Origin of the sequence: Oceanicaulis sp., assembly GCF_965284345.1 — a bacterium.
GTDB classification, from domain to species: Bacteria; Pseudomonadota; Alphaproteobacteria; order Caulobacterales; family Maricaulaceae; genus Oceanicaulis; species Oceanicaulis alexandrii_A.
In genome coordinates this window covers 1,980,032-2,003,933 of the sequence record NZ_OZ260073.1, presented here as the reverse complement: position 1 = coordinate 2,003,933, position 23,902 = coordinate 1,980,032, and the positions used below count along the sequence as shown (strand labels likewise).

Here is a 23,902-nt window from a genome sequence, read left to right as displayed (position 1 = left end):
TTCTTAGAACTCGTAACGCAGGCCGACGCGGATTTCGTAGACCGAGTCATTGCGGTCCAGCGTGTTGATGTCGCGGCCCGCAGCCCGGAAGTCGTTGTAGCGGTACACACAAGACGCCTGCGTGGTGCAGGTGGTGCGGATGGCGTCGCCGCGCAGCGCAGTCGCTGCATCGACACCGACACTCGCGACATCCGCAGCCGACACGAGGTCTGCGTCAACCGTGGTGAACTGACCATTGCCCGGCGAGTTGGTGTTAGAGCCCCAATCGGAGTTCAGCAGGTTCGGCAGGTTCACAATATCCAGAACGAACTGGAAGTTGTTGTCGCCGACAAAGCGATCGACGCCCGGAATGCCCGGCAGTTCCTGCGTGAAGCGGAAATCCCACTGCTGGTTCCAGGCTGCGGAGGCGCTGTTCACCGGCATGATTTCGCCTTCAGAGGCGCCGACGCGATCCACCAGGTTGTAGAAGCCCTGGGTGTCGAACCCGGTCGCGAACACCACATTGGCGTCACCGCCGCGGTTCGGGACGTAGATCGGGTTGTTGTCGAACGGGCTTTCGCCAGCACCGGCGCGACCGAACAGAGAGTTCGAACCGCTCACGTCATAGCTGAGGAAGTACGGAACGCCCGAACGGATCTGGCCGAACAGGTCCACACGCGAGGTCAGATCAGAGATGATCTCACGCTCATAGGACAGGCCGATCTTGAAGGAGTGCTCGATCTCCCAGAAGGAGGTGCGCACTTCAGGATTGTTGCGGTCGATCGCCGACAGACCACGCCAGTTGGAGATGCCGCGCGAGGAGCCGCCTTCGGAGACCCAGTCCACATCCTGATAGGCATAGCTGGTGTAGAAGCCGAAGCCGTTCTCATAGTCTTTCTGTACAGCGACGGAGAAGACATGGCTTTCCGAACCGTCAGCATTGCTCAGCTCGGTCAGGTTGGCGATGCCCAGATCGTCCAGGTCCGCATAGATGGTGCGACCGTCAGGCGCGACGCCGGTCGGCTGCGCTGCATTCAAAGTCGTCTGAGCGCGGTTGCGCCAGATGAAGGCGTCTTGCGGGGTGGTGTACAGCCAGGACGCGGACAGCAGATAGCCGTCGCCCATGCCGAAGCGCTCAAGGTTCAGATCGTAATCAACGCGCAGCGAGGCTTTCCAATCGGACGGGATTTCGAAGTCAGAACCGATCACGTCGATCACGGAGCCCTGAGAACCGGACACGGTGTCCAGCAGGGTCTGCGGGATGGCGAAGCTGGTGATCGGGGTGCCCGAGGACTGACGCGAGAACGCGGTGGCGCCCTGGAATGCGTTGGAGATCCACACCTTCGGCTCACCGCCGGCGAACAGGCCGAAGCCGCCGGTCAGGGTGGTGCGATCATTCGGCTCCCAGCGGAAGCTGGCGCGCGGCATGATCAGGTCCAGGCCGTCAAGGGTCTGACCAGACGTGCCAGCGCCGTAAAGCGCGTCGACATTGGCGTCCAGCGGCGGGGTGTCGTCCTGCTGGTAGTACTCGTAGCGCAGACCAAAGCCCAGCTCGAGGTCGTCACGCACCTGCCAAGTGTCCTGGATGAAGGCGGTGAACTTCTCAAGGCCCCAAGAGGACGCGGCGTCGTTCGCATCATTGGTATTGGCGTTGATGTAGTCGATCTGCGGGGTGTTGTTCGCAATCTCGTCCAGCGAACGGTAGATGAAACGACCGTTGGAGCTAGGGACGAAGAGGTTGAACAGCGAGTAGTCTTCGTATTCGCCGCCGAAGGTGATCAGGTGATCGCCCAGGATGTAGTTGCCTTCCGCAAACAGCTGAAGGCGCTCGTCATTGAAGACGTTGGCGTGACGGAAACGGTCACAGCCGCCGACGAAGGTTTCTTCACCGCCCTGGGACAGCAGACCGTCAAGCGCGGTGCCGGTCAGATCAGACGGCGTCAGGCGGAATTCCAGATGCGGCGCATCGCTGCCCGCGCGGCAGTTCTGACCACGGGAGAATTCCTTGTACGTAGCGCGCACGGTGGTGGAGAAGTTCGGGGTCCAGTCAGAGAACACCGAACCGGAATAGGAGGTCAGCTCGACGGGAATGTCATACGCCGCGGTGGCGAATTCCTGGCGGTCGATGCTGGCGCCGTTCTCTTCGGTGGACTGGTAGGTGAACGACGCGCGGTGGTCGTCATTGATGTTCCAGTCGAGCTTGCCGATGAAGCGCTCGGAGGTCACCGGGGAAGACACGACGGTCGGACGGCCGCCCATGTCATAGCCGGTATTGTCCAGCACGAACTGGTTCAGGGCGTCGTAGAGGCCCAGCTCAATGCCATCATTGGCGTCACCGACGGAAAAGTCCTGGCCGGAACCGGATTCAAACTCGTCATAGGACACGAAGAAGAACAGGCGATCTTCGATGATCGGGCCGCCCAGGGTGAAGCCGTATTCTTTTTCGTCAAACTCAGCGGTGGTGACGGACTGGCCGTCGATCCGATCGCCGAAAAACTCTTCGTCCTGGTAGTAATAGTAAGCGGTGCCGTCGAACTCGTTGGTGCCCGACTTGGTGGTGATGTTCACCAGACCGCCGGTGAAGCCAGAGGCGGTCACAGAATAGTCAGACGCCACCAGCGACGCAGATTCGACAGCGTCCAGGGAGATCGGCGAACGCTCGGTCGCGTAGGTGTTTGAGCCGAGGCCGAAATCGTCTTGCTGCAGCGAGCCGTCAATGGCCAGGCCGTTGAAGCGCGGGTTCACGCCAGCGACGAAGAGCTGGCCTTCGCCGTTGGAGAACGCCAGCGGGTCGCGCACCAGGGTGCCGATCACGTCGCGGTTGGCGGACGGCTGATTGGCGATGTCTTCGGCGGTGAAGTTGGAGCCGACGCCGTTGTTCAGGTCCATCGTGTTGATGGCCTGGCCGGTCACCACGATCACGTCAGCGGCTTGTGGGTTCAGGGTCAGGGTCAGCGGGGACTGGTTGCCCGGACGCAGGTTGACGCCGTCCAGAGCTTCGCCCTGGAAGCCCGGCGCTGCAACGATGATGCTGTACGGACCGCCAACGCGCAGACCGGACTGGAAGAACTGACCGGTTTCGTTGGTGACAGCGCGCGAGGCGGTGCCAGACGGGCTGTGGATGATGGTGACGGTCGCGCCGGACACCGGAGCGCCGGAGCCGTCAACGATCTCGCCACGCAGGTTTGCAGACGTGGTCTGTGCATGCACGGCGGCAATCGGCGCCAGCGCAGCGAGCGCGGCCACCGAAGCGCCGTAAGCGAACTTTTTGAACATCGCCATTGTGGAGGGTCCCCTAAAAATCGACCTGATAGACAGCACGGGCACTACGCCCATGCTTCGAGGGGGGCCTTAAAATCCAGCGCTAACGGTTCCGTGACGCAGATGTGAAGGTTTTGCGACGATGCTCAAGGCTCAACTCCGTCAACAGAGCGTCCTGTTTGCGCCGTTAACTCAGTATTAGCGAGTGCTCGCAAGGAGATTCAGGCCCCAGCGCCAGCGCCATTAACGCCAGCATCAGAGAAAACCCCTGATTTCCGCATTGTTGCCCTGCACAACCCCATCTGGGAACGTTGCATATAGGCCACTCTTTTTGCCCCATCAGGGAAGGGCTTTGACAGACCGGCGGCGCAGTCGCATGAAGCCTCTCATGGAAAAGATCAGACCCACATCCTCAGATTCGTCGCCAGTGAACTGGTTGCGTTTGACCGCCTTCGTTCTGGGCGGCCTTCTGGTCCTGCGCGTGTTGGTCCTGCTCGCCGACCCCAACAGCCTGTATGCGGACGAGACCCAGTACTGGCTGTGGTCGCGGGAGGTGGATTGGGGGTATTTCTCCAAACCGCCCATGATCGCCTGGATCATCGCGGCCACCACCAGCCTCTTCGGCGACGCCGACTGGGCGGTGCGTCTGGCCGCGCCCTTCCTGCATACCCTGACCGCCGGAATGCTGGGTCTGACCGCAGCGCGCCTGTTTGACGCCAGGGTCGGCGCCTTCACCGCTCTGGGCTGGGCGACGATGCCGGCGGTCTGGCTGTCCTCCACCATCATTTCCACGGACGCCGTGTTGATGGCGGGCTTCAGCACCGCGCTTTACGCGCTGGTACGCCTGCGTGAGGGGCCGGACTGGCGCTTCGCGCTTCTCCTAGGCGCAGCCGCAGGATACGCCTTCCTGTCCAAATACGCCGCGATCTATCTGTTGATCGGCCTCGCGATCAGCGCCGTCATCGACGCCCCGTCCCGGCGCGCGCTGATCTCACTTCAGGGCGCCGTCGCGCTGGCGCTGTTCGCCGCCGTCATTGCGGGCAATGTGATCTGGAACGCCCAGCATGACTTCGCCACGGTCAGCCACACCGCCGCCAACGCGAACTGGAGCGGCACGCTGTTCCATCCCGAAGAGCTGGCGGACTTCCTGTCCGGTCAGCTGGGCGTGTTCGGCCCGGTCTTTTTCATCATTCTGATCGCGGCCGTCATCTCGGCGTTTCGTACAACCACGCTGGAATGGAACAGGGCGCGCCCCCGTCTGATGCTCGCAGCCTACAGTCTGCCCGTGCTGATCATCGTCGCCGCCCAGGCCTTCATCAGCCGGGCGCACGCCAACTGGGCCGCCTCCGCCTATCTGACCGGGTTGATCCTGGTCATCGCGTTTCTCTTGCAAGGTCCTGTCTGGCGGCGTTGGGCGCTTTATGGCTCGTTGGCGCTGCATATGGCCACAGGGTTGGCTTTGATGGCGTTCGCCGCCTCCACCCCGCTGTCAGACGCCGCAGGCCTCGCCAACGCCTTCAAGCGCGTGCGCGGTTGGCCCGAAACGGTGCAGGCGGTCGAGCGCATCGCAGAAGAGCAAAGCGTCGCGACGCTGGTCTATGACAACCGCAACGACTTTCACCAGATGCAACGCTATGGCCTGGGTTTTGACGGCCAGCTGTTCATGTGGGTGCGCGCTGAGCATGCGCAGAATTTCGCTGAACAGACCTGGCCCCTGCCCGACGGCTATGCCGACCCTGTGCTGATCATCTCTGAACGCCCCGAAGAAACGCCGCTGATGGATTGGGATTTCGCGCAGTTTGAACAGGTGGACGAGGTTTCAATTCCCTTGGGCGGAGACCGTTATCGCACCTATCAGGTTTTTCTGGCGCAAGGGCATCAACGGCGCGAACGCGACGCGGCCTACGAAAACCGCGTCGCGGATCTGCGTGCTGAAACGAACTGATCGCTACTCGACGCCGTTCCAGATCTGGCGCAAACGCGCATCGCGGCGGCAGCCGAAGCGATAGCGCTGATAGCGCGCCGGACGCTCCAGATAATAGTCCTGATGCTCAACGCCCGCTGGCCAAAACGTGGTCAGGTTTTCGACCGGCACGATGATCGAGCGCTCAAACAGGCCCTGAACCGATTGGCGGGACGCTTCGGCTGTCGCGCGTTGCTCGGCGTTGGCGACGAAGATCCCCGGCGCATAACCTGAGCCGCGATCACAGAACTGCCCGCCCTCATCAAACGGGTCCACATTGCGCCAGTAATGATCAAGCAGCGCGGCATAGCTGACCACGCTGGGATCATAGATCACGCGCGCTGCTTCATGATGGTCGCTGCGTCCACGGGCCACGTCGTAATAGTCCGGGTTGGGCTCTGTGCCGCCGGCGAAGCCGGACACCACTTCGACGACGCCGTCGAGCTTTTCAAAATCCGCCTCCGTGCACCAGAAACAGCCCGACGCAAACACGGCGTGCGCCAGCCCGTCAGGCAGGTCGGCGCCCGCCGCCTGGGCCGGTCGGACATAGTCATCTGATTGCGCGAGGGCGGCGCCGGACAGGGCGAACGCGGCGCATACAGCGGTGAGGACAGCTTTCATCAGGGCCTCCATAGGGGTTCATGCCTAGAGAGTTGGGGCAAAGCCGCTCACCGCCAAGTCACGAAGGCGTCAGTTTTGCTGCGGCTTGAAACCGGGCAGCGCCAATCCCAGACACAGATTCTGCATCGCCTGGACCGCCGCGCCTTTCAAGAGATTATCGAGCGCGCACACCATGACGCCGCGGCGGCCATCTTCACTCAAGGCGAAACCACCCAGTACGGCGCCCGGATTATGAGCGCCTTCAATGACTTCAGGCGCGTCATCTTGAACCCGGATCAGCGGATGAGCCCCATAGGCGTCGTCATAGGCCTCGCGGAACGCGTCTTCCGTAACGGGTTCTGAGAACTCCATCTGCGCGGTCAGCACAATGCCGCGGAAAAACGCGGCCACATGGGGGCTGAAGCGCACGTCATGGCCCAGATGACGGCTCATTTCGCGCTCATGGATATGCCCCATCAGCGCATAGGGCATCAGATTGTCTTTGAGCGCGGTCACATCATTGCGGCGATTGGGCGTGGTGCCGGCGCCCGAATAACCCGAAACGCCGAACAGGTGCGCCGGCCCCGCCAGAGCCCTGCGCATCGGGGCGACCGCCAATTGTCCGGCGGTGGCGTAACAGCCCGGATTGGAGATTCGTGTCGCGCCCTTGATCGGGTCTTCGCCATAGAGCTCCGGCAGGCCATAGACCCAGGACTCGTCAAAGCGATAATCAGCCGACAGATCGACGATGACCGTCTCCGGCTTAACCGCCTCGATCGCCGCCACATAAGGGGCAGCCTGGCCATTGGGCATGGCGAGGATCACGCCGTCGCACTGGCGCTGCGCCACGTCATCCGGGCTGAGCGCTTCAAACAGAAGGCCCGCAGGCGCTTCCGGGGCGAGATCGGTGACCGGCTGGCCATCCATGGCGCGCGACACAGCGAAGCCGAGCGACAGGTCATCGCGGTCCGCGATCAGCCGGATCAGTTCGCGCCCGGTATGACCGCGCGCGCCGACCAGTCCGAGGGTTTTCATGACCCGCCCTCCTCAAGTGTCGCCGGCAATGCGGCGATCCGCTCGACCCGCGACGGGAGTTTGGACAGATCATCCTCGCCGCGCCAGAAAACGGTCCAGGGTCCCGATTTCACCGCGCCGTCACAGGTCGCGAAATAGAATTCGTTGACCGGATTATGGGTGCGCGAGCGCCAGTAGAGCCGCGGCGCATACTCGATCAGACGCCGCCAGACCGCACCGCCCAGACCCTCGCCGCGCGCTTCATCGAGCACGGCGAACTTGTCGAGATAGATCATGTCATCGAGGCGCGTGGTGATCGCCGCCGCCCGGTAGTTTTCGGTGACGAAGGCATGATCAAAGGCGATGCTGTCAAAATATGAAGCGACCGGCGCGCGCCCGAACGCCTGGCGGATCAATTGCCGCGTGCGCTCCTGATCGAGCTGATCCAGCGTCTCAAGTTCCAGCATGCGCTCGCCGCGACGCACCAGCGTGCCCGAGCCGGCATGAGTGAACAGCTCTTTGGCCAATTGATCAGGCCGGGTGATCGACACCGAGCTTGAAAGCGGCAAGTCATCAAGCAGGCGCTTGATCTCCTGCAGCTTGAGCCGCATGCCGCCCGCCACCCAGTCTGACGCCATCAAATCCTCATAATCGGTGGCGAGGTTGATGGCCGAGATTGGCTGCTTGCCCGCATCCAGCAGCGCGCCCGTGCCGGTCAGGAAGACGACCTTATAGGGCTGCAGTTTGTGAACCAGCGCCCGCACGGCGCTGTCTGCATTGATATTGACCAGGCGTCCGTCTGCGGTATCCCCGAGACAGGTCAGGATCGGCGCCTGGCCGGCCTTCGCCGCCGCCGCGACCAGATCCAGCCGCACGCCGGTGGGCTCGCCCACGCGGCCCAGCCCGTCCTCGTCGATCAGTTCGGCCTCGAACACGCCTGACGGCACCGCCGCCGCCCGGCCGCCGCAATCGCGCACCGCCTGCACCAGTTTCACATTCACCGCCGTCAGCGTATCGCGCACTGTGCCGATCGCCTCAGGCGGGGTGATGCGCAGCCCGTCCTTGCGCTCTTCAGGAAAGCCCGCCGCCTCAAGCGAAGCATTCAGTTGCGGTCCGCCGCCATGCACCACAATGGGCGCGAGCCCCACCGATTGCAGGAAGGCGAGCGCAGCGGCGAGCGCATCCAGGTCGTCCTCGATGATCGCGCCGCCGACTTTCACGACCGCAAAGCGCTCCTGATCGAGCTCGGAGAACCGGTTGAGATATTCGCGGATCTCCTTGCCGTCGCGCATATTGGACAAAAGCTGCACGATGGCGGACCGGACCGGCGCGTTGGCGCCGCCCCGTTCGGGGAAGGATTTCACGTCCGTCATCCGTCAGAATCCTGAACCAGGCGCTCCATCATCGCCTTTTGAACATGCAAGCGGTTCTCCGCTTCCTCGATGCCGAGGAAGGCCGGGCTGTCGACCACGGAATCGGCGATCTTCACATTGCGGCGCATGGGCAGGCAGTGGCTGACGGTCGCATTGTCGGTCAGCGCCATCTTGGCGTCGTCGATCATGAAGCCCGCCCCTTTGGCGCGGTAGGGAGCTTCCCCCTCCCAGGCGCCATAGAACGGCAGCGCGCCCCAGCTTTTGGCGTAGACAGCATGCGCGCCGGCATACGCCTCTTCCACGTTTGTGGTGACGGAGAAGCGGGCATTGTTCTCGCCACAGAAACGCTCAGCCGCGTCCATATAGCGCTCATCAAGCTGATAGACGTCATCAGGGATCAGCATGCGCACATTCATGCCCATCTTGGACGCCATCAGCACCGCTGAATTGGCGACCGCGGTATTGAGCGGCTTGGGGTGCGGCACCCAGGTCAGAAGAAAATCCTTACCCGACACATCGCCATGACGATCCTGCAGCGCCAGCATCATCGCCAGCTCCTGACATGGGTGGACAATGGTCTCCATATTGATCACCGGCACGGTGGCGTGCTTGGCGTAGGCGGTGATCAGCGGATCTTCGCGCTCAGCCTCCCAGTCCTGGAACTTCGGGAAGCAGCGAATGGCGATCAGGTCCGCATAGCGTGACAAAACACGCGCGGCTTCCTTGATATGCTCTTCAGGGCCGCTATCCATGACAGCGCCCTCTTCAAATTCCACCGGCCAGGTCTGGCCCTGCGCATCGAGAATGATGGCGTGACCGCCCAGCTGATGCACGCCGATGTCAAAGCTCGAGCGGGTGCGCAGCGACGGGTTGAAGAACATCAGGGCGACCGACTTGCCCTTCAGCGCATCGCCCATCGGGCTGGATCGGAGCGCTCGCGCACGATCAAGGATCGATTGCAATTCATTCCGGGACCAGTCTTCCGTCGACAGGAAATGGCGCATGGCTGCGGACCTTTGTCTGAACAAACAAAGTCTGCGGTGTAGTCAGAGACGATGAACTTGGCAAATACCGTGTGTAGACAGGCTGCCTGTCAAAGCGAGGGGGCGGTTGCAGTCTCTGGCTCGCCCGCCGCGTCATCCTCGCCCTCATCCTCAGCATCATCGGCTGCGGAAGATCGCTGCTCGGGCGGAATATAAAGCGGCGGGTCTGACAAGGCTGCAACCAGGTCCGCATCACGGCCATAGACGTCATGAATGAAACGGATCCGCCCCAGCTCATCAGACACAGCCGTAAAATACAGGATATGAACCGGAACAACATGGCGAAGCCGGATCCGCCGGGTCTGGCCGGAGTCAAAGGCCTGGACGACCTCTTGCGCGCTCCAACCCTCATCCGAGAGGATCCAGATCGCCAGGTCTTCAGGGTTCTGAACCCGCACGCAGCCTGAGGAATCATCACGTTGGGCGTTGGCGAACAAGTCACGGTGTGGCGTGTCGTGAATGTAGACATTATGCACATTGGGGAACAGGAACTTGACCCGACCCATGGCGTTGTTCGGTCCAGGCACCTGGATCACCCGGTAGCGCCGGTTCGCCCAGTCCGCCTCATAGGGGTTTGTCCGCGCGCCGGTATCGAGATCCACCAGGCGATACCCCGATGACAGGGCATAGGCGGGGTTGGTGCGGAACCTGCGCAGCCAGCTTGCGCCCAGGCTGGTTGGCGTCAGCCAATAGGGGTTGATCTCGATGATGGACATGTCTTCAGAGAAGATCGGCGTGCGTGAATAGCGCCGCCCGATCATCACCTCATGGGTGCGCACAACCGCCCCATCTTCCCAGGCCTCAAGACCATAATCGGCGATATTCACCCGGATATGGCGCGCGCCCAGCTCTGACGGCAACCAGCGCCAGCGCTCCAGATTGACCCGGATCTGGCTGATGCGGCGGGCGTCTCCGGCGTTGAGCTCCAAAAGGGTGGACGCGCCCGCCTCGCCATCGGCCGCCAGATTATGCCGGGTCTGAAACCGGATCACCGCGCTTTCAAGACGCGCGTCAAACGGCGCGCCCGGCCCGGTCTCGCCCGACACCAAACCCAGCTGCCGCAAGCGGGCGCGCAGGGCGTCAACCCGCGGTCCAGTATCGCCCAGGCTGAGCGCTCCCTCGCCTGGGGGCACCAGTATCGGCGCGTCTTGCAAGGCCGCCCGGCGCACGAGTTCGGCCCGCAGAGCCTGATAATCGGGATGAGACGGCGCCAGCGCTTCAAGGCTTTCATAAATCCCCGCCCCCTCGCGCGCCTCCGCATAAACCGTCAACAGGTCCACATCACGGATGGGGGCGGTCCAGTCGGGATCAAGCGCGCGTGGATCAACCACGCCAAAGGCGAGATCTTCAGCGAGAGCGAACCAGACAGCGCGCGCGCGTTCGTCCCGCTCTGCGCCATAGGGCAAAGCGCGCAAAGCGTCAGGATGCGGATAGGCGGACGGGTCAAGACCATGCGTCCAGGCTTCAGACAACGCATAGCCCAGCGCATCCACTTCCGCATCGGTCCAGCGCGCCGTCCAGTTACGGCCCGTCGCCTGCGCCTGGCTGGCGCACAGACACGCCAGAAGCGCCAGACCTGCTATCCAATTTCGCCAGACCATGATGAGTGCGCCCCCTCAGACGGGTCAGTCTTAACAGGCGTTAAGGTCTCACTCCAGAAGGCTTCCGTCAAAAAAATCGCCGCCCCAGCGCAAATGCCAGGGCGACGAGTGAGGCAAGCTCTAAAAGGCTCTCTGGCGCTATTCCGCAGCCCCGGCCGCGCCTTCGGCCGCAACCGCATGGATATAGTCGCGACGCGCCTTGGCGGCGTCCACCTGCCCGGTGCGATCTCCGTCGATCTCGCGGGCGATGCGCTCGTCCTCATCCTGCAAGGCTTGCGGATCCAGCTCGGCGAAATGCAGGACGCCCATATCCTCGTAGGCGCGCTGGATCTTCGGCCCCCACAGGCCGATATCCTTCACGATCGGAACGATGCGCTGGAACAACATGGTGCGGTAGAGTTTGACGATGTCGGAATTCTCGGTGAATTCTTGGCACTCTTTTTCGGGCAAGCCCAGAACCTCATAGATTTCCTTGGACTGGGTCATCCGATCGCGCATCAGATAACAGGCTTCGACCAGAAACTCCTCGCGCTCATCGCGTTCCTTCTGGGTCAGCTGAGGATAGTAATCGCGCAGTGACAAACGGCCGAAGGCCACATGCCGCGCTTCATCCTCCATCACATAAGCGTTCACCATCCGCGCCAGCGGGTTCTGCGCCAGATCACGGATCGTGCCGAAGGCGGCCAGCGCCAGCCCTTCAATCACCACCTGCATGGCGAGATAGGTCACGTCCCAGCGCGAGTCTGACAGCGCGTCATTCACCAGCCTCTGCAAGGGATCGGTCATGGGATAGGCGACGCCGAACTTGCCCAGCAGTTTGCGATACGCCTCCACATGGCGCGCCTCGTCCATCACCTGGGTGGCGGCGTAGAATTTGGCGTCGAGATCGGGCACCGCCTGCACGATCTTGGAGGCGGCGAGAAGCGCCGCCTGCTCCCCCTGGAGAAACTGCGAGATATTCCAAGCCTGGGTGTGACGGCGCAGCTCGATGCGCTCAGCCTTGTTCATCTTGTTCCAGATGTCAGAGCCGTAGATCGAGACCGCCTCGTCGGGCATCTCCATCGGGTTCTCAGGGTCCAGATCCAGCTCCCAGTCGATGCGGTCCACCGCATCCCACTGCATGTCCTTACCCTTCTGGTACAGGTGCATGAGCGTGGTGCGGCCTTCGTCGAAGCGCCAGTCGAACACGGAATCAAATTCGTTCGGCACATGCCAGTGCGGGTCGATACCGGGCATGGGGTAAAGGTCACGCAAAGCCGTCATCAGGTCCTCCTGCCTGCTGCGAGAGGAGCCTGCGCGCCCGCGGATCAGCGATGAGCCGGACGCGCCAGCTCCACGCCGCCTGCTTGTCTTCGGCAAGCAATGAACGGCGTTCACTTCTCAACTTTGGATCAACTGACCCATCCCTGTCCAGCGCAAGACAAGGTATTTTCAATGAAACAGGGAATTATTTTCGCTGCATGACAGCATAGATTGGCGACGCAATTCGCGCTGTGCGTTGATCAATATAACTATTCTTGCATGCTGCATCGCACGCTATTCGGCGGCGATGGGCGGATGCTTGTCAGACCGCGAGGCCGCGTCGCCCCCTTGCTCTTCCAGCCAACGGGCCTTCAGCATGGCGGATGTGTCCCGGCTGCCGTCCGGCGACCAGCCCGGCGGGCCGAGCCAATAGCCCAGCACCTCCCGCGGTGAGCGGGCTGAGCGGATATCCTTTAAAATCCCCCACCATTCATGCAGGCAGATCGTCAGCGGGTTGTGGGTGCCCAGATTTCGCACGATGCCATAGCGGATCTCTTCTTCGTCTGTTTCGGGCTCAAACGTACCGAACATCCGATCCCAGACGATGAAGACGCCAGCATAATTACGATCCAGATAGCGCGGATTGGTGGCGTGATGGACCCGGTGATGGCTGGGCGTATTCATCACCGCCTCAATCGGGGCCCACATCTTGCCCACGGCCTCGGTGTGGATCCAGAACTGGTAAATCAGGTTCAGCGCGCCGACGAAGGCGATCATGGCCGGCGGAAAGCCGACCAGAACCAGCCAGCTGCCCAGAAAGATGAACTTCAGAGTCAACGGGTTCAGCCAGGGCTGGCGCAAAGCTGTCGACAGATTGTAGTGCTGGCTGGAATGGTGAACCACATGGTCCGCCCACCACCAGCGCACTGTATGCGCCCAGCGATGGCTCCAGTAATAGACGAAATCATCGAGCACGAAAGCCAGCACGAACCAGTACCAGGCCCACCCGATATCAAAGAGCGCGAATTGTTCGACGAACAGCAGCCAGGCCAGCACAATTCCGCCCAGCAGCACGCCCGACACCGTATTGCCCAACCCCATCACCAGGCTCGCGGCTGTGTCACGCGGCTCGAACCGGGTGTTGCCGGTCATCCGCCCATAGATCATTTCGGCGATGACCAGCAGGATGAAGGCGGGTATGGCCCACAGGATCGGGTCAGGCAGATTTGGCATAAGGCGCCTCATTTCCGGCTGCGCCGCCTGGCGCACGCACAAAGTCTTGCAGTCGATCCGCCCAGTCTGTCGCCTGACCGTCCCGGCCCAACTCCAGCACCGCACGCGGCAAGGTGTAATCAAAAAGCGCCAGCGTCAGGGTCGTCCCGCTGACCTGAGCCGAGCGCACATCCCCGGGGCGCAGCGCGCGCACGACCGCATTGTCACCACGCGCCAGCACCAGGCCGATGCGCGCGCCGTTCGCTTCAAGGCACAGATAGGCGCACCGGTCCGGGGTCAGAACGTACTCGGAGCCGACCTGAAAGCCCATGACGTCGCGCTTGAGAAACCTCTGCGCCTCATCTTCGGTGTTCAGACGTAGACGCGTCCAGCCCATGGCCATGTTCAGCAGGACGATCAATCCAATACCGAACGCAGAGCCGATCAGCGCCAGCGCATATGTGAGGCTGTCATTCATATCAAAACTGAACGCCGTTCACCGCGAAAAAGCAAGAGGAGATACGACAAAGACAAACGGCGCCGGAAGGCTCCGGCGCCGTTGATCCAGTTTTCTATGTACGAAACCCCTAGAAGCGGGCGCGCAGGGTCACGCCATAGGTGCGCGGATCGCCAGGATAGTTATTGAAGCTGGCGCCCAGATAACCCACCGACGGGAAACCACCCTTGGCGTAGTCTTCCTCGGTGAGGTTGCGGCCCCAGAACTGCAACGCCCAGCTCTCATCCGCAGCCGACAGCGTCACAGACGCGTTGTAAAGGGTGAAGGCGTCCTGATTGGCGATCGGCCGCGGGTCCAGGCTCGCCACCAGATTGAACTCCGAGGTGTGCTGGGCCTCACCGCGCAGAATCAGATCAAGCCGATCATTGACCGGATGAGTGTAGGTGCCCGTAAAGGCCGCCACCAGCTCAGGATTGCCTCGGTCGACGCCAGACAGGTTATTGAACGTACCGGTCTCGCCGCGATCATTCGTCCGCGGTGCATTACAATTGGAGAAGGTCGGGTCGGCCGGATCCCAGACCGGGCCAAAGAGCGGTGAGCTGTCCGGGCACGGCGCGAACTCATAATCGCCGAACTTGTCATCGATCAGATAGGTGCCGCCCAGGGTGAAGAACAGGCGATCCGTCGGTGCGTAGCTGAAATCGAACTCGATGCCGCTGACTTCGATGGAGCCGGCATTGTCGAGCGCAAAGCCTGTGCCCACGAAGGCCTCGGACTGGAAGTCCTCGATCTCCTGGTTGAAATAGGTCACCGCATAGACGAGCGCGCCGTCCAGCAGCGAGCCTTTCGCGCCGAGCTCCCAGGATGAAGCGCTCTCATCCTCGAACTCGAAGATGCCGGTCTCCGCCGCTTCATAAGACAGGTTGAACCCGCCCGGTTTGAAGCCGGTGGAATAGCTCGCATAGATGTTGAACGTATCGGTCACATCATAGCTGAGGATGGCGTTGTAAGAGAAATTGTCGTCTGACCGCGAGCTCGGATACTGGCTGGCGTCCACCGGGCCGAAATTCTGGAACGCGCTGAAATCGGTCAGCAGATTGAACGGAGTGTTCGCCAGGAAGGCCGCAACGGTCGGATCATAGACCACGAACGGATTGGCGAGCGTTGCGCCAGGAATGCCGGACGCCTGAAGTGCGCCTTCCAATTGCGCCGCCAAGGTTGGATCAGCAGCCGCCTGCTGAGCCAGAACCGTGGTCAGAAGGTACGGGCACGAATTGCCGTTCGGGAAGGACGGGCAGAGCGACGCTTCAGGCAGGCGCAGCGTTCCACCCAGCTCAGTGAAGCTCAGAGCCGAGAGCGGATCATTGATATTGATCCGGGTCTCCATCTCCTTGTCTTCTTCAGTATAACGCCCGCCAATCGTCAGGGTCAGACGATCGGTGAAGTTGATGTCAAACTGACCGAAGGCTGACCAGGATTCTGTATCGTACTGGTAGTTCTCTTGCTCGACGCCCGTGCCAGCCTGCAGATAGCCGCCTGCCGGCAATTGCGGAACGCCGGTGACGCCCAATTGATTGTTCGCACCGATCAGGAATTCCGTCAGCGTAATGCCGCCCGTACCCGCCGGCAGGCCGAACGCCGAGACCAGGTCGGCGACTTGTCCTGCAGACGCCAGGTCGAAGAACGCCTTGCTGTCCTCGCCGTAAGTCAGGCGCTGATTGAACTCGAGTTCGTTCTTGTAATAGAAGCCGCCGAACATCCAGTCGACGAACTCTCCGCCATTGGAAGTGAAGCGGAATTCCTGGGTGAAGCTATTGTATTCGTTGTCAATATTACGCGCGCCCAGCAGGTCGATATCGGAGAAGTCCGCATCGATATTCTGGGATTCGTCATAGGTGCGATACGCGGTGATCGAGGTGAAGGTGAAGCCGTCAAACTCATGATCGATCTGGGCGGACAGGCCCGCCGTATCAAGCTGGGTGTTCACATTGCCGTCGACCGCCATCTGGCCGTCAAACGGGTCGGCGGGCAGGGCCGTACCGCCCAGCGCAATGATCGCGCCCTGGTCAATCGGGTCATAATAGCCAAAGGGCGCCGCGCAGCAGTTCTCATCAATCACGCCCAGATCGGCGATGATGCGCACTTCGGTCGCGTCCGTCGGGTACCACATCAGCTGACCGCGATAGGACTGGCGGTCACGATTGTTAAGCTCCTGGCGCTGAGCCACTGGGGACACATTGTCCAGATAGCCGGTGTTGGTGTGCGTGGTCGCGTCGACGCGGAACGCCAGCACATCCTCGATGATCGGACCGGTGACGGTGGCCTTGGCGACGAACTGGCCGAAATCGCCAAACGTCACTTCTGCATCGCCGCCCAGCTCAAATTCGGGCTCTTTGGTGATGAAGCTCACCACGCCGGCCGGCGTGTTGCGGCCGAACAGGGTGGATTGCGGACCGCGGATCACTTCGACGCGCTCGATCGACAGAAGATCGTTGATGGCCGCGCCCGCCCGCGGACGGTAAACGCCATCCACAAAGACGCCCACAGACGGCTCAAGCCCGGGGTTGAAGCTCGAGGTGCCAATGCCGCGCAGGCTGAACTCGGTGTTGGTGGACGAGGCGAACTCGGCGACACGCAGAGACGGGACAAGGGTCTGCAGGTCCGCCGCATCGCGAATTTGCGATTGCTGGATCGCGGTGTCGGTGACCACGGCCACCGAAACCGGCGTTTCCTGCAAGGTCTGTTCGCGCTTTTGCGCGGTGACAGTGATCACATCCGGTTGCTGAGCGAACGCAGGCGCAGCGACAACGCCTGCTGCGAGCGCCGTCGCCCCGAGAACGGCGGCTTTGGTCAAACGGTTCATGAAGGTCTCCTCCCCTGATTGGTGTTGCGTCGCGATATTTTGTTCAGGATCGCTGTCCGCACTTGACCTAAGCTTATGCAGGCTTTGACCGTTTTGTCATGCAGACTTCTTCGTTCAGTGACCCAGCCGTTGCGCAAACGCCACAATTCCAACCTGCACGTGCAGCGCAGCAATTTAATCAAAGCATTGATATATTTATGCATAAACTGGTTGGTTATGTTTTATGCTGCGCACAAAAATATTTACTGGCGCATGAGTGGTATTCACCAAAGACTGGGCGCAACCCCGCGCCTCGACTCTCCGCATGGTTAGGCGGGCGTTCGAGATTCGCGCTTTTAAGTGCGTGACTTAGAAAGATCGCCCTGCGGCGTCAGCAGGACAAAAACTACGCCTGCGATCCCACCTGCGACAGCTTGCACCACCAACCCCGTCATGCTGCGCGCGCCCGCAATAATCTGAACCCCGAAAAAGACTTCTTTCATCAAGGTCAGCATCACCAGCATGCACACCACGCCGGCCGCGCTGAACACCCATCCGCGCGGCACGGGCAGCAAACGGCTCACAAGCGCCGCCGCCAGCAAGGCGACCGCCAATCCCAAGGCGATAAATATTCCATAGAGCGGGCCCAGCCCGATCAGATCGTCACCTAGCATTGCAAGCGCATCTCCAGCGCCGATCTCGGCGCCGACAGCGGTCAATGCAGACAACACAAAAAGGCTCTGCGTGATGACGGCTAACACAATCAGAACCAGCACCGCCGCCAGATAAGCGCCAAAAACTCGAAGTATCGTCATGGCCCATTCCCCCTTTGCACGCACCGAGCATAGCGCTCATAGTGCCTGGCGCTCGCAATAAATGCGAGACTGCCGCAAACACACGCGCGAGGGAACCATCATGATCCGGCTGATCCAATCCGTCATCGCACCGAGCGGTCTCGCGCTTGTGATGGGCGCTGTCAGCGCCTGCTCCCAGGCGCCACAAGCAGCGCCGCCCGCCACAGATCTGGATCCCGCCCGCTATCAGGTCGAACTGATCGCAGAAGGTCTGCTCACACCTTGGGACATGGCATTTCTGCCTGATGGGTCCGCGCTGATCAGCGAACGCAATGGCGGCGTCAAACATCTCCGTGATGGCGTACTCATTGATGTGCAAGGCGGCCCGGATGACGTCTTCGCGGAGGGGCAGGCCGGACTGTTCGATTTGGCGCTGAGCCCGGACTTTGAAACCACGGGCGTCGTCTATCTCAGCTACGCTTCAGGCACGGCGGACGCCAATACGCCAGCGCTTTATCGTGCCCGCCTCGAAGCGGGACAGCTGATGGACGGCGAAACGGTTTTCCGCGCTGAGCCCATGCGCAGCACCAACGCCCATTACGGTGCGCGCCTGGCCTTTTTGCCGGACGGCACGTTGCTGATGACCGCCGGGGAAGGCTTCGCCTATCGCGAAGAGGCCCAGGTGCGCAGCAATCATCTCGGCGCCGTATTGCGGCTGAACCCGGACGGCTCCGGGCCCATCGACAACCCCTTCGCCGAAGAGGGTGGGGCGGCCGCTTATGTCTACAGCTATGGCCATCGGAACATGCAGGGCATCGCGCTGGACGCCGAGACGGGGACGATCTGGACCCATGAGCACGGCCCGCGCGGCGGCGACGAGCTGAACGCACTGAACGCCGGCGCGAACGCCGGTTGGCCCATCGCCACCCTGGGGCTCGATTATAACGGCGCGCGAATCTCGCCCTTCTTTGATCATGACGGCTTTGACGCCCCTGAATGGGTGTGGACGCCCTCGATCGCCCCCAGCGGTCTGGCGCTTTATGACGGCGATCTGTTCGCAGACTGGCGCGGCGACCTTCTGGTCTCGGCGCTGGCGGGACAAGCGCTTCACCGGCTGGACCTGGAAGACGGCGTCGTGGTGGGCGAGGAGCGTCTGTTGTCAGAACGCGGACAACGCATCCGGCAAGTCCTCAACGGTCCAGACGGCGCAATCTGGCTGCTGGCGGAATCCCCGGAGGGACAGGTCTTGCGGCTGACCCCCGCAGAGTGAACACGCCCCGGCGCCGACATGGACAGCCGGTTTTGACTGGCGCTCACTCTCTGAAAGGTGTTCACTTAAGGCTAACTGATTTGCCCGCCCCGCAGATTGCGGCGAGATCGGGCGAACATGTTCGGGGAGAGATTGAATGAAGCGTATCCTGACAGCCGTATTGGGCGCGTTGGTTTTGCTCGGGCTCGTGGGCGCAGGCTGGTATTATAGGCCCTGGTCTGATTTCGCGCCGGCCAAGATCCGGTCGCTGGACGACCCGGAGCACTATCCGACGACCTATCAGCGCATGGACGAAATCCTGCCAAGCACCGGGATCGACGCTGACGCACCCGCCCCTTTCCCGCGCGACGTTCAATCGCTCGACATCACTTATGAGTGGCAGGGGGAAACCAAAACGATTGGCGAATACCTCGCCGAAGCCAAGGTCACAGGACTGACCGTTCTGTCTCGCGGCGAGGTCATCGCCCAAACCTATGGCTATGAGGCGGACGCCCAGTCTCGCTTCACCTCATGGTCCGTCGGAAAGTCATTCGTTGCGACCCTCATCGGGAAGGCGCTGAATGAGGGCCTGATCGACAGCCTGGATGACCGAGTGGACCAGTATGCGCCGCAATACGCCGGGACCGATTATGGCGCGACCAGCTTGCGCCATCTGCTGATGATGTCCTCGGGCATGGCGTTTAACGAAGAATACAGCGCCGACGCGCCCTCTGACGTGCGCCCGCTCTTTTTCAACGCCTTCATCATGCGCCGCAATCCTGACGACATGATCGCGCGGATTGAGCGTGATCGCGAGCCGGGCGAAGATTTTCATTATATCAGCCCCAACTCCCATGTGCTCTCCGCGGTCGTGCGCGGCGTCTATGAAGGCCGCCTCGCCGAGATCATCCAGCGTGAGCTGTGGGAACCCCTGGGCATGCGCGACCGCGCGACCTGGCTGCAGCACAAGCCCGGCCCTGAAGGCGTCGCGATCGGCTATTGCTGCTTGCAGGCCAGCAGCGAGGATTATGCGCGTCTGGGCCAGCTCTACCTGCAGGACGGCGTCTGGAACGGCGAGCGTCTTCTGCCTGAGGGCTGGGTGGATCTGGTGTCCACCCCGCCCACGCCGTCGCATGAACCGGGCGCAAGCCGGTATGCTCATCGCGGCTATGGTCTGCACTTCTGGATTCCGGAAAACTATGATCGCGAATTCTACGCCGCCGGCGTGTTCGGTCAGTATATCTGGATAGACCGGACCCGGAATCTGGTCATCGCCCAAAACGCCGGCGACGCAGACTGGGGCGAGCGCAGCGTGGAGATGACCGCCGTCTTCCGCGCCATCGCCGAGACGGTCGCGCCGAGAGGCGCTTTCCAGGACGTGCAAAGACTGCCGCGTGACGGGGGCGGCCAATGAGCCGCGTGGAAGACATGGAGTTTGATTATGTGATCGTCGGGGCCGGTTCGGCGGGATGCGTGCTCGCCGATCGGCTCAGCCAGGATCGGGATGTGACGGTCTGCGTCCTGGAGGCCGGCGGATCCGACAACAAGGCCGTCATCAAAACGCCCATGCTGCTTCAGTTCGCCATCACCAATCCGGCGATCAACTGGGATTACTGGACAGAGCCGCAGCACAATCTCGACGACCGCAAGCTCTACTGGCCGCGCGGCAAGACGCTGGGCGGCTCCTCCTCGATCAACGCCATGCATTACATGCGCGGCGCGCTTGAGAATTACGACGATTGGGAAAGCACATACGGCGCTGAAGGCTGGAATGGCGATGCGGCGCTGGAGGCTTTCAAATCTGTCGAGCACAATGAAAACCATGGCGCACCTTTCCACGGTCAGGGCGGCCCGCTGAACGTGAAGACGATCGGCCCGCTCAATCCGTTGACCGAGCGTTATTTCGAGGCCTGCCGCCAGCGCCAGATCCCAGAAAACCATGATCATAACGGCGCTCGGCAGGAAGGCTTCGGCCCCTATCAGGTCACCCAGAAAGGCGGCAAGCGCTGGTCAGCGGCGGATGCGTTTCTCAAACCGGCCCTGAACCGTCCCAACCTCACCGTCGTCACCGGCGCTCTGGCCCATCGCATCGTGATCGAGAACGGTGAAGCGCAGGGCGTGCTGATTGAGGTCGACGGAGAGATGAAGTCCGTCACCGCCAAGCGCGAGGTGATCTTGTCGGGCGGGGCGATCAACTCGCCGCATCTGTTGATGCTGTCAGGCATCGGCCCGGCCGACCATCTGCGGGAACACGGGATCAGTGTCGAACACGACCTGCCCGGCGTCGGTGAGAACCTACAGGACCATCTCGACATTCTGGCGCGCGCGCGCACGAAATCGGCGACTTCCATCGGCTATTCGGCGCGCAAATTTCCCGCCACGGCCCGCGACGTGTTGCAATGGGCGCTGACGGGCACCGGCAAATTCACCGTCAACCCGGTCCAGGGCTGCGGCTTTGTGCGGTCCAGCCGGGCGCGGGACCTGCCCGACATCCAGCTGGTGTTCATCCCGGCGCTGGCCAGCCCGCATGGCCGCGACACGCTGACCGGACACGGGATCAGCCTGCACGCCTGTCACCTCTATCCCCAAAGCACGGGCCGGTTGAAACTGGACAGCGCCGATCCGCGCGCGCCGATCCGCATCGATCCCAACTATCTCGATCATGAGGAAGATGTGGAGGTGATGACCGATTGCCTGGAGATCGCCCGCGATCTTCTGCTCAGCAGCGCGTTTGATGGCGAGTTTGATCAGCTGGACCTGCCCGCCGATCCAGCGGCCAGCCGGGCGACCCTGACCGAGGAAGTGCGACAGCGCGCTGAAACGCTCTACCACCCAACCTCCACCTGCGCGATGGGGAGCGGCGCGCTCTCGGTCACAGACCCGCAATGCCGTGTGCGCGGCGTAAAAAATCTGCGCGTAGTGGATGCGTCCGTCATGCCGCGTATAGTCGGCGGCAACACCAATGCGCCCACCATCATGATCGCCACACGCGCCGCCGATATGATCCGTGCGAGCTAGGAGACAGACTCATGCCTGATACCCATATGCAGACCGCCACGGACACTATCGACGCCATGCAGGCGGTTTTCGACCGGCAAAAAGCCGCGTTTGAGTCCGAGCGCCATCGCCCGCTGTCTGACCGCAAGGCGGATCTGGAGAAGATCGAAGCGCTGGTCAAAACCCGAGGGGACGAGTTCGCCGCCGCCATCGACGCCGATTTCGGCCGACGCTCCAAATCTGAAACCGCGCTGGCGGAGCTGGGCTTCACCATCGCCACGGCCAAGCACAGCCGCCAGCACCTCAACAAATGGGCGAGCTCAAAGCCCGTCTCGGTGCCGATGACGCTGGCGCCGGGCAAGGCCTATGTGCGGCGCGAGCCCAAGGGCGTGGTCGGCATCGTCTCGCCCTGGAACTATTCCATGCAGTTGGCCTTTGCGCCGCTGGTCGCCGCGCTGGCGGCAGGCTGCCGGGTGATGATCAAGCCCAGCGAATTCACCCCGCGCACCGCCGCCTTGATCAAATCCACTTTGGCTGAGCTGTTCAGCGAAGACCATGTTGCGGTCATTGAGGGCGGCGTGGACGAGGCGAGCGCCTTCACCGCCTTGCCGTTTGATCATTTGTTTTACACCGGCTCCACCCAGGTGGGGCGCATCGTCGCCAAGGCGGCGGCGGACAACCTGACCCCGGTGACCCTGGAGCTGGGCGGCAAATCGCCCGCCGTGATTGCGCCGGATTTTGACGGCGCGGAAGCCGCCAAGACCCTGGCCTGGGGCAAATTCCTGAACGCCGGCCAGACTTGCGTGGCGCCTGATTACGCCCTGGTCCCGCGCGGTTCTGAGCAAGACTTCGCCAAGTCCATGATGCATGAAACCGGCGAGATGTGGCCCGATGTCGCCACCAATGGCGATTACACAGCGATCATCTCGGAACGCCATCACGCCCGTTTGAGCGAGATGGTCGAAGAGGTGCGCCAGGCGGGCGCTGAAGTTCACCAGCTGGCGTTTGACAAGGCCGCCGCGGGCAATACGCGAATTTTCCCGCCCACGGTGGTGGTCAATCCGCCGCTCGACTCCAAACTAATGCAGGAAGAGATTTTCGGCCCGATCCTGCCCGTGCTGGGCCATGACGGGCTGGAAGACGCCGCACGCTTCATCAATGAACGCGACCGGCCGCTGGCGCTCTATGTCTACGCCAAGTCCAAACAGACCGCGCGCGACTTTCTGAGCCGGACGATTTCAGGCGGCGCGGCCGTGAATATCCCGCTTCTGCATCTGTCGGTGGAAGACCTGCCGTTTGGCGGCGTCGGCGCCTCGGGCTATGGCAGCTATCACGGGGAGAGCGGGTTTTTGACCTTCACCCATGAGCGCGGCGTGTTTGAAGCCCCGGTCTGGCACCCCAGCCGGCTGATCCGCCCGCCCTATGGCAAGATGTTTGAATTCTTCAAGAAGCTGCAAGCTGGCTAGCTTGCGATCGACCAATTGATGTCAGAAATCGCCGGGGCGTCGTCCAGTTGCGGTTTGGAGAAATAATAGCCTTGAAACAGGTGAATCCCCAGATCGAGCAAGGCGCGCGCCTCGGCTTTGACCTCAATGCCCTCGGCGATGATCTTGATGTCAAAGCGCTCACAGATGTCCACCATGGCCGACAGGATGGTGCGTTTGACCGGGCTGATATGAACATTGCGGACCAGCGCCATATCCAGCTTGATAATGTCGGGCATGACTGCAGCCAGAAGCGTCAGCCCCGCCCCGCCGGAACCGAAATCGTCCAGCGCCGTAAGGAAACCCATATCCTTGTAGGAGCGCACGATCATGGCGAAATGGTCGGGGTCGGTGACCGCTTCATGCTCGGTCATCTCGAACATGATGCGATTGATCGGAAAGCCGTTCGCCGACGCCGCCGCCAATGTTGTGCGCAGGCAGGTCGCCGGGTCATAGACCGCATTGGGCATGGTGTTCAGAGACAACAGCTCAGGCCGATCCGACAGAGCCGCGCTCGCCGATTTGAGCGCCTGAATGCGGCAGTGACGGTCAAAGGCGTGAATATTGTCGGCGGTCACCTTGGACAGGACCGATCCTGCGGACTGCCCTTCCGCGCCACGCACCAGCGCTTCTTGCGCAAAGATGGACCGCGACTTGAAATCGATGATCGGCTGAAACGCAAACCGCAGGCGCTCGGGAATCGGCTCAGCGCAGCGGCAGACGGCGTCTTCACAATCAGCGTCAGCGAGCTTGGAAACAGTCATGAAACACCCTTGGGTTTTTTATGACTG

At 61.8% G+C, this 23,902-nt stretch carries 17 protein-coding genes; 5 read left to right on the top strand and 12 right to left on the bottom strand.

Annotation, left to right across the window (positions count from 1 at the left end; all coding sequences use genetic code 11):
* Positions 1–3: 3 nt before the first annotated feature.
* Complete coding sequence (locus tag ACQ66J_RS09710; protein ID WP_430431468.1) at positions 4–3,261, bottom strand: TonB-dependent receptor; 3,258 nt, start codon at positions 3,259–3,261, stop codon at positions 4–6.
* 367 nt (positions 3,262–3,628) lie between these two features.
* Between ACQ66J_RS09710 and ACQ66J_RS09705 the strand changes: the two genes are divergently transcribed.
* Positions 3,629–5,185 carry an ArnT family glycosyltransferase gene (locus tag ACQ66J_RS09705; protein WP_430431467.1) on the top strand — a complete coding sequence of 519 codons (1,557 nt, stop codon included), beginning with the start codon at positions 3,629–3,631 and terminating at the stop codon, positions 5,183–5,185.
* Positions 5,186–5,188: 3 nt separating this feature from the next.
* Here ACQ66J_RS09705 and msrA read toward each other — a convergent pair whose 3' ends face one another.
* The 10 genes from msrA to ACQ66J_RS09655 form a co-directional block, all read right to left on the bottom strand.
* On the bottom strand, positions 5,189–5,824 hold the full coding sequence (gene msrA / locus ACQ66J_RS09700; protein WP_430431466.1) for a peptide-methionine (S)-S-oxide reductase MsrA: 636 nt from the start codon (positions 5,822–5,824) through the stop codon (positions 5,189–5,191).
* 69 nt (positions 5,825–5,893) lie between these two features.
* On the bottom strand, positions 5,894–6,838 hold the full coding sequence (gene argC / locus ACQ66J_RS09695; protein ID WP_430431465.1) for an N-acetyl-gamma-glutamyl-phosphate reductase: 945 nt from the start codon (positions 6,836–6,838) through the stop codon (positions 5,894–5,896).
* Positions 6,835–8,190 carry an acetylglutamate kinase gene (locus tag ACQ66J_RS09690; RefSeq protein WP_430431464.1) on the bottom strand — a complete coding sequence of 452 codons (1,356 nt, stop codon included), beginning with the start codon at positions 8,188–8,190 and terminating at the stop codon, positions 6,835–6,837. Before ACQ66J_RS09690 ends, argC begins: the two co-directional genes overlap by 4 nt.
* A complete protein-coding gene (locus ACQ66J_RS09685) occupies positions 8,187–9,194 on the bottom strand; it encodes an N-acetylornithine carbamoyltransferase (RefSeq protein WP_430431463.1) in 1,008 nt (335 codons plus the stop codon). The genes ACQ66J_RS09690 and ACQ66J_RS09685 overlap by 4 nt, the downstream gene beginning before the upstream one ends.
* 89 nt (positions 9,195–9,283) lie before the next feature.
* A complete protein-coding gene (locus tag ACQ66J_RS09680; RefSeq protein WP_430431462.1) occupies positions 9,284–10,834 on the bottom strand; it encodes a L,D-transpeptidase family protein in 1,551 nt (516 codons plus the stop codon).
* A gap of 138 nt (positions 10,835–10,972) precedes the next feature.
* Positions 10,973–12,097 carry a ferritin-like domain-containing protein gene (locus ACQ66J_RS09675; protein ID WP_430431461.1) on the bottom strand — a complete coding sequence of 375 codons (1,125 nt, stop codon included), beginning with the start codon at positions 12,095–12,097 and terminating at the stop codon, positions 10,973–10,975.
* Positions 12,098–12,370: 273 nt separating this feature from the next.
* Complete coding sequence (locus tag ACQ66J_RS09670; RefSeq protein WP_430431460.1) at positions 12,371–13,309, bottom strand: sterol desaturase family protein; 939 nt, start codon at positions 13,307–13,309, stop codon at positions 12,371–12,373.
* Positions 13,293–13,766, bottom strand: coding sequence for a hypothetical protein (locus ACQ66J_RS09665; RefSeq protein ID WP_430431459.1), 474 nt, complete (start codon positions 13,764–13,766; stop codon positions 13,293–13,295). Before ACQ66J_RS09665 ends, ACQ66J_RS09670 begins: the two co-directional genes overlap by 17 nt.
* A 109-nt stretch (positions 13,767–13,875) precedes the next feature.
* Positions 13,876–16,608 (bottom strand): TonB-dependent receptor, encoded by a 2,733-nt coding sequence (locus ACQ66J_RS09660; protein WP_430431458.1) that lies wholly within the window; start codon positions 16,606–16,608, stop codon positions 13,876–13,878.
* Between the two features lie 335 nt (positions 16,609–16,943).
* Complete coding sequence (locus ACQ66J_RS09655) at positions 16,944–17,402, bottom strand: hypothetical protein (protein ID WP_375549972.1); 459 nt, start codon at positions 17,400–17,402, stop codon at positions 16,944–16,946.
* Positions 17,403–17,502: 100 nt separating this feature from the next.
* Between ACQ66J_RS09655 and ACQ66J_RS09650 the strand changes: the two genes are divergently transcribed.
* The 4 genes from ACQ66J_RS09650 (at position 17,503) to ACQ66J_RS09635 (ending at position 23,093) form a co-directional block, all read left to right on the top strand.
* A complete protein-coding gene (locus tag ACQ66J_RS09650) occupies positions 17,503–18,651 on the top strand; it encodes a PQQ-dependent sugar dehydrogenase (protein ID WP_430431457.1) in 1,149 nt (382 codons plus the stop codon).
* Positions 18,652–18,787: 136 nt separating this feature from the next.
* On the top strand, positions 18,788–20,044 hold the full coding sequence (locus ACQ66J_RS09645) for a serine hydrolase domain-containing protein (RefSeq protein ID WP_430431456.1): 1,257 nt from the start codon (positions 18,788–18,790) through the stop codon (positions 20,042–20,044).
* A complete protein-coding gene (locus ACQ66J_RS09640; RefSeq protein WP_430431455.1) occupies positions 20,041–21,648 on the top strand; it encodes a GMC family oxidoreductase in 1,608 nt (535 codons plus the stop codon). The genes ACQ66J_RS09645 and ACQ66J_RS09640 overlap by 4 nt, the downstream gene beginning before the upstream one ends.
* Positions 21,649–21,659: 11 nt before the next feature.
* Positions 21,660–23,093 carry a coniferyl aldehyde dehydrogenase gene (locus tag ACQ66J_RS09635; protein WP_430431454.1) on the top strand — a complete coding sequence of 478 codons (1,434 nt, stop codon included), beginning with the start codon at positions 21,660–21,662 and terminating at the stop codon, positions 23,091–23,093.
* Here the strand turns inward: ACQ66J_RS09635 and ACQ66J_RS09630 are convergent.
* A complete protein-coding gene (locus tag ACQ66J_RS09630) occupies positions 23,090–23,875 on the bottom strand; it encodes an EAL domain-containing protein (RefSeq protein ID WP_430431453.1) in 786 nt (261 codons plus the stop codon). The genes ACQ66J_RS09635 and ACQ66J_RS09630 overlap by 4 nt on opposite strands.
* Between the last annotated feature and the right edge of the window lie 27 nt (positions 23,876–23,902).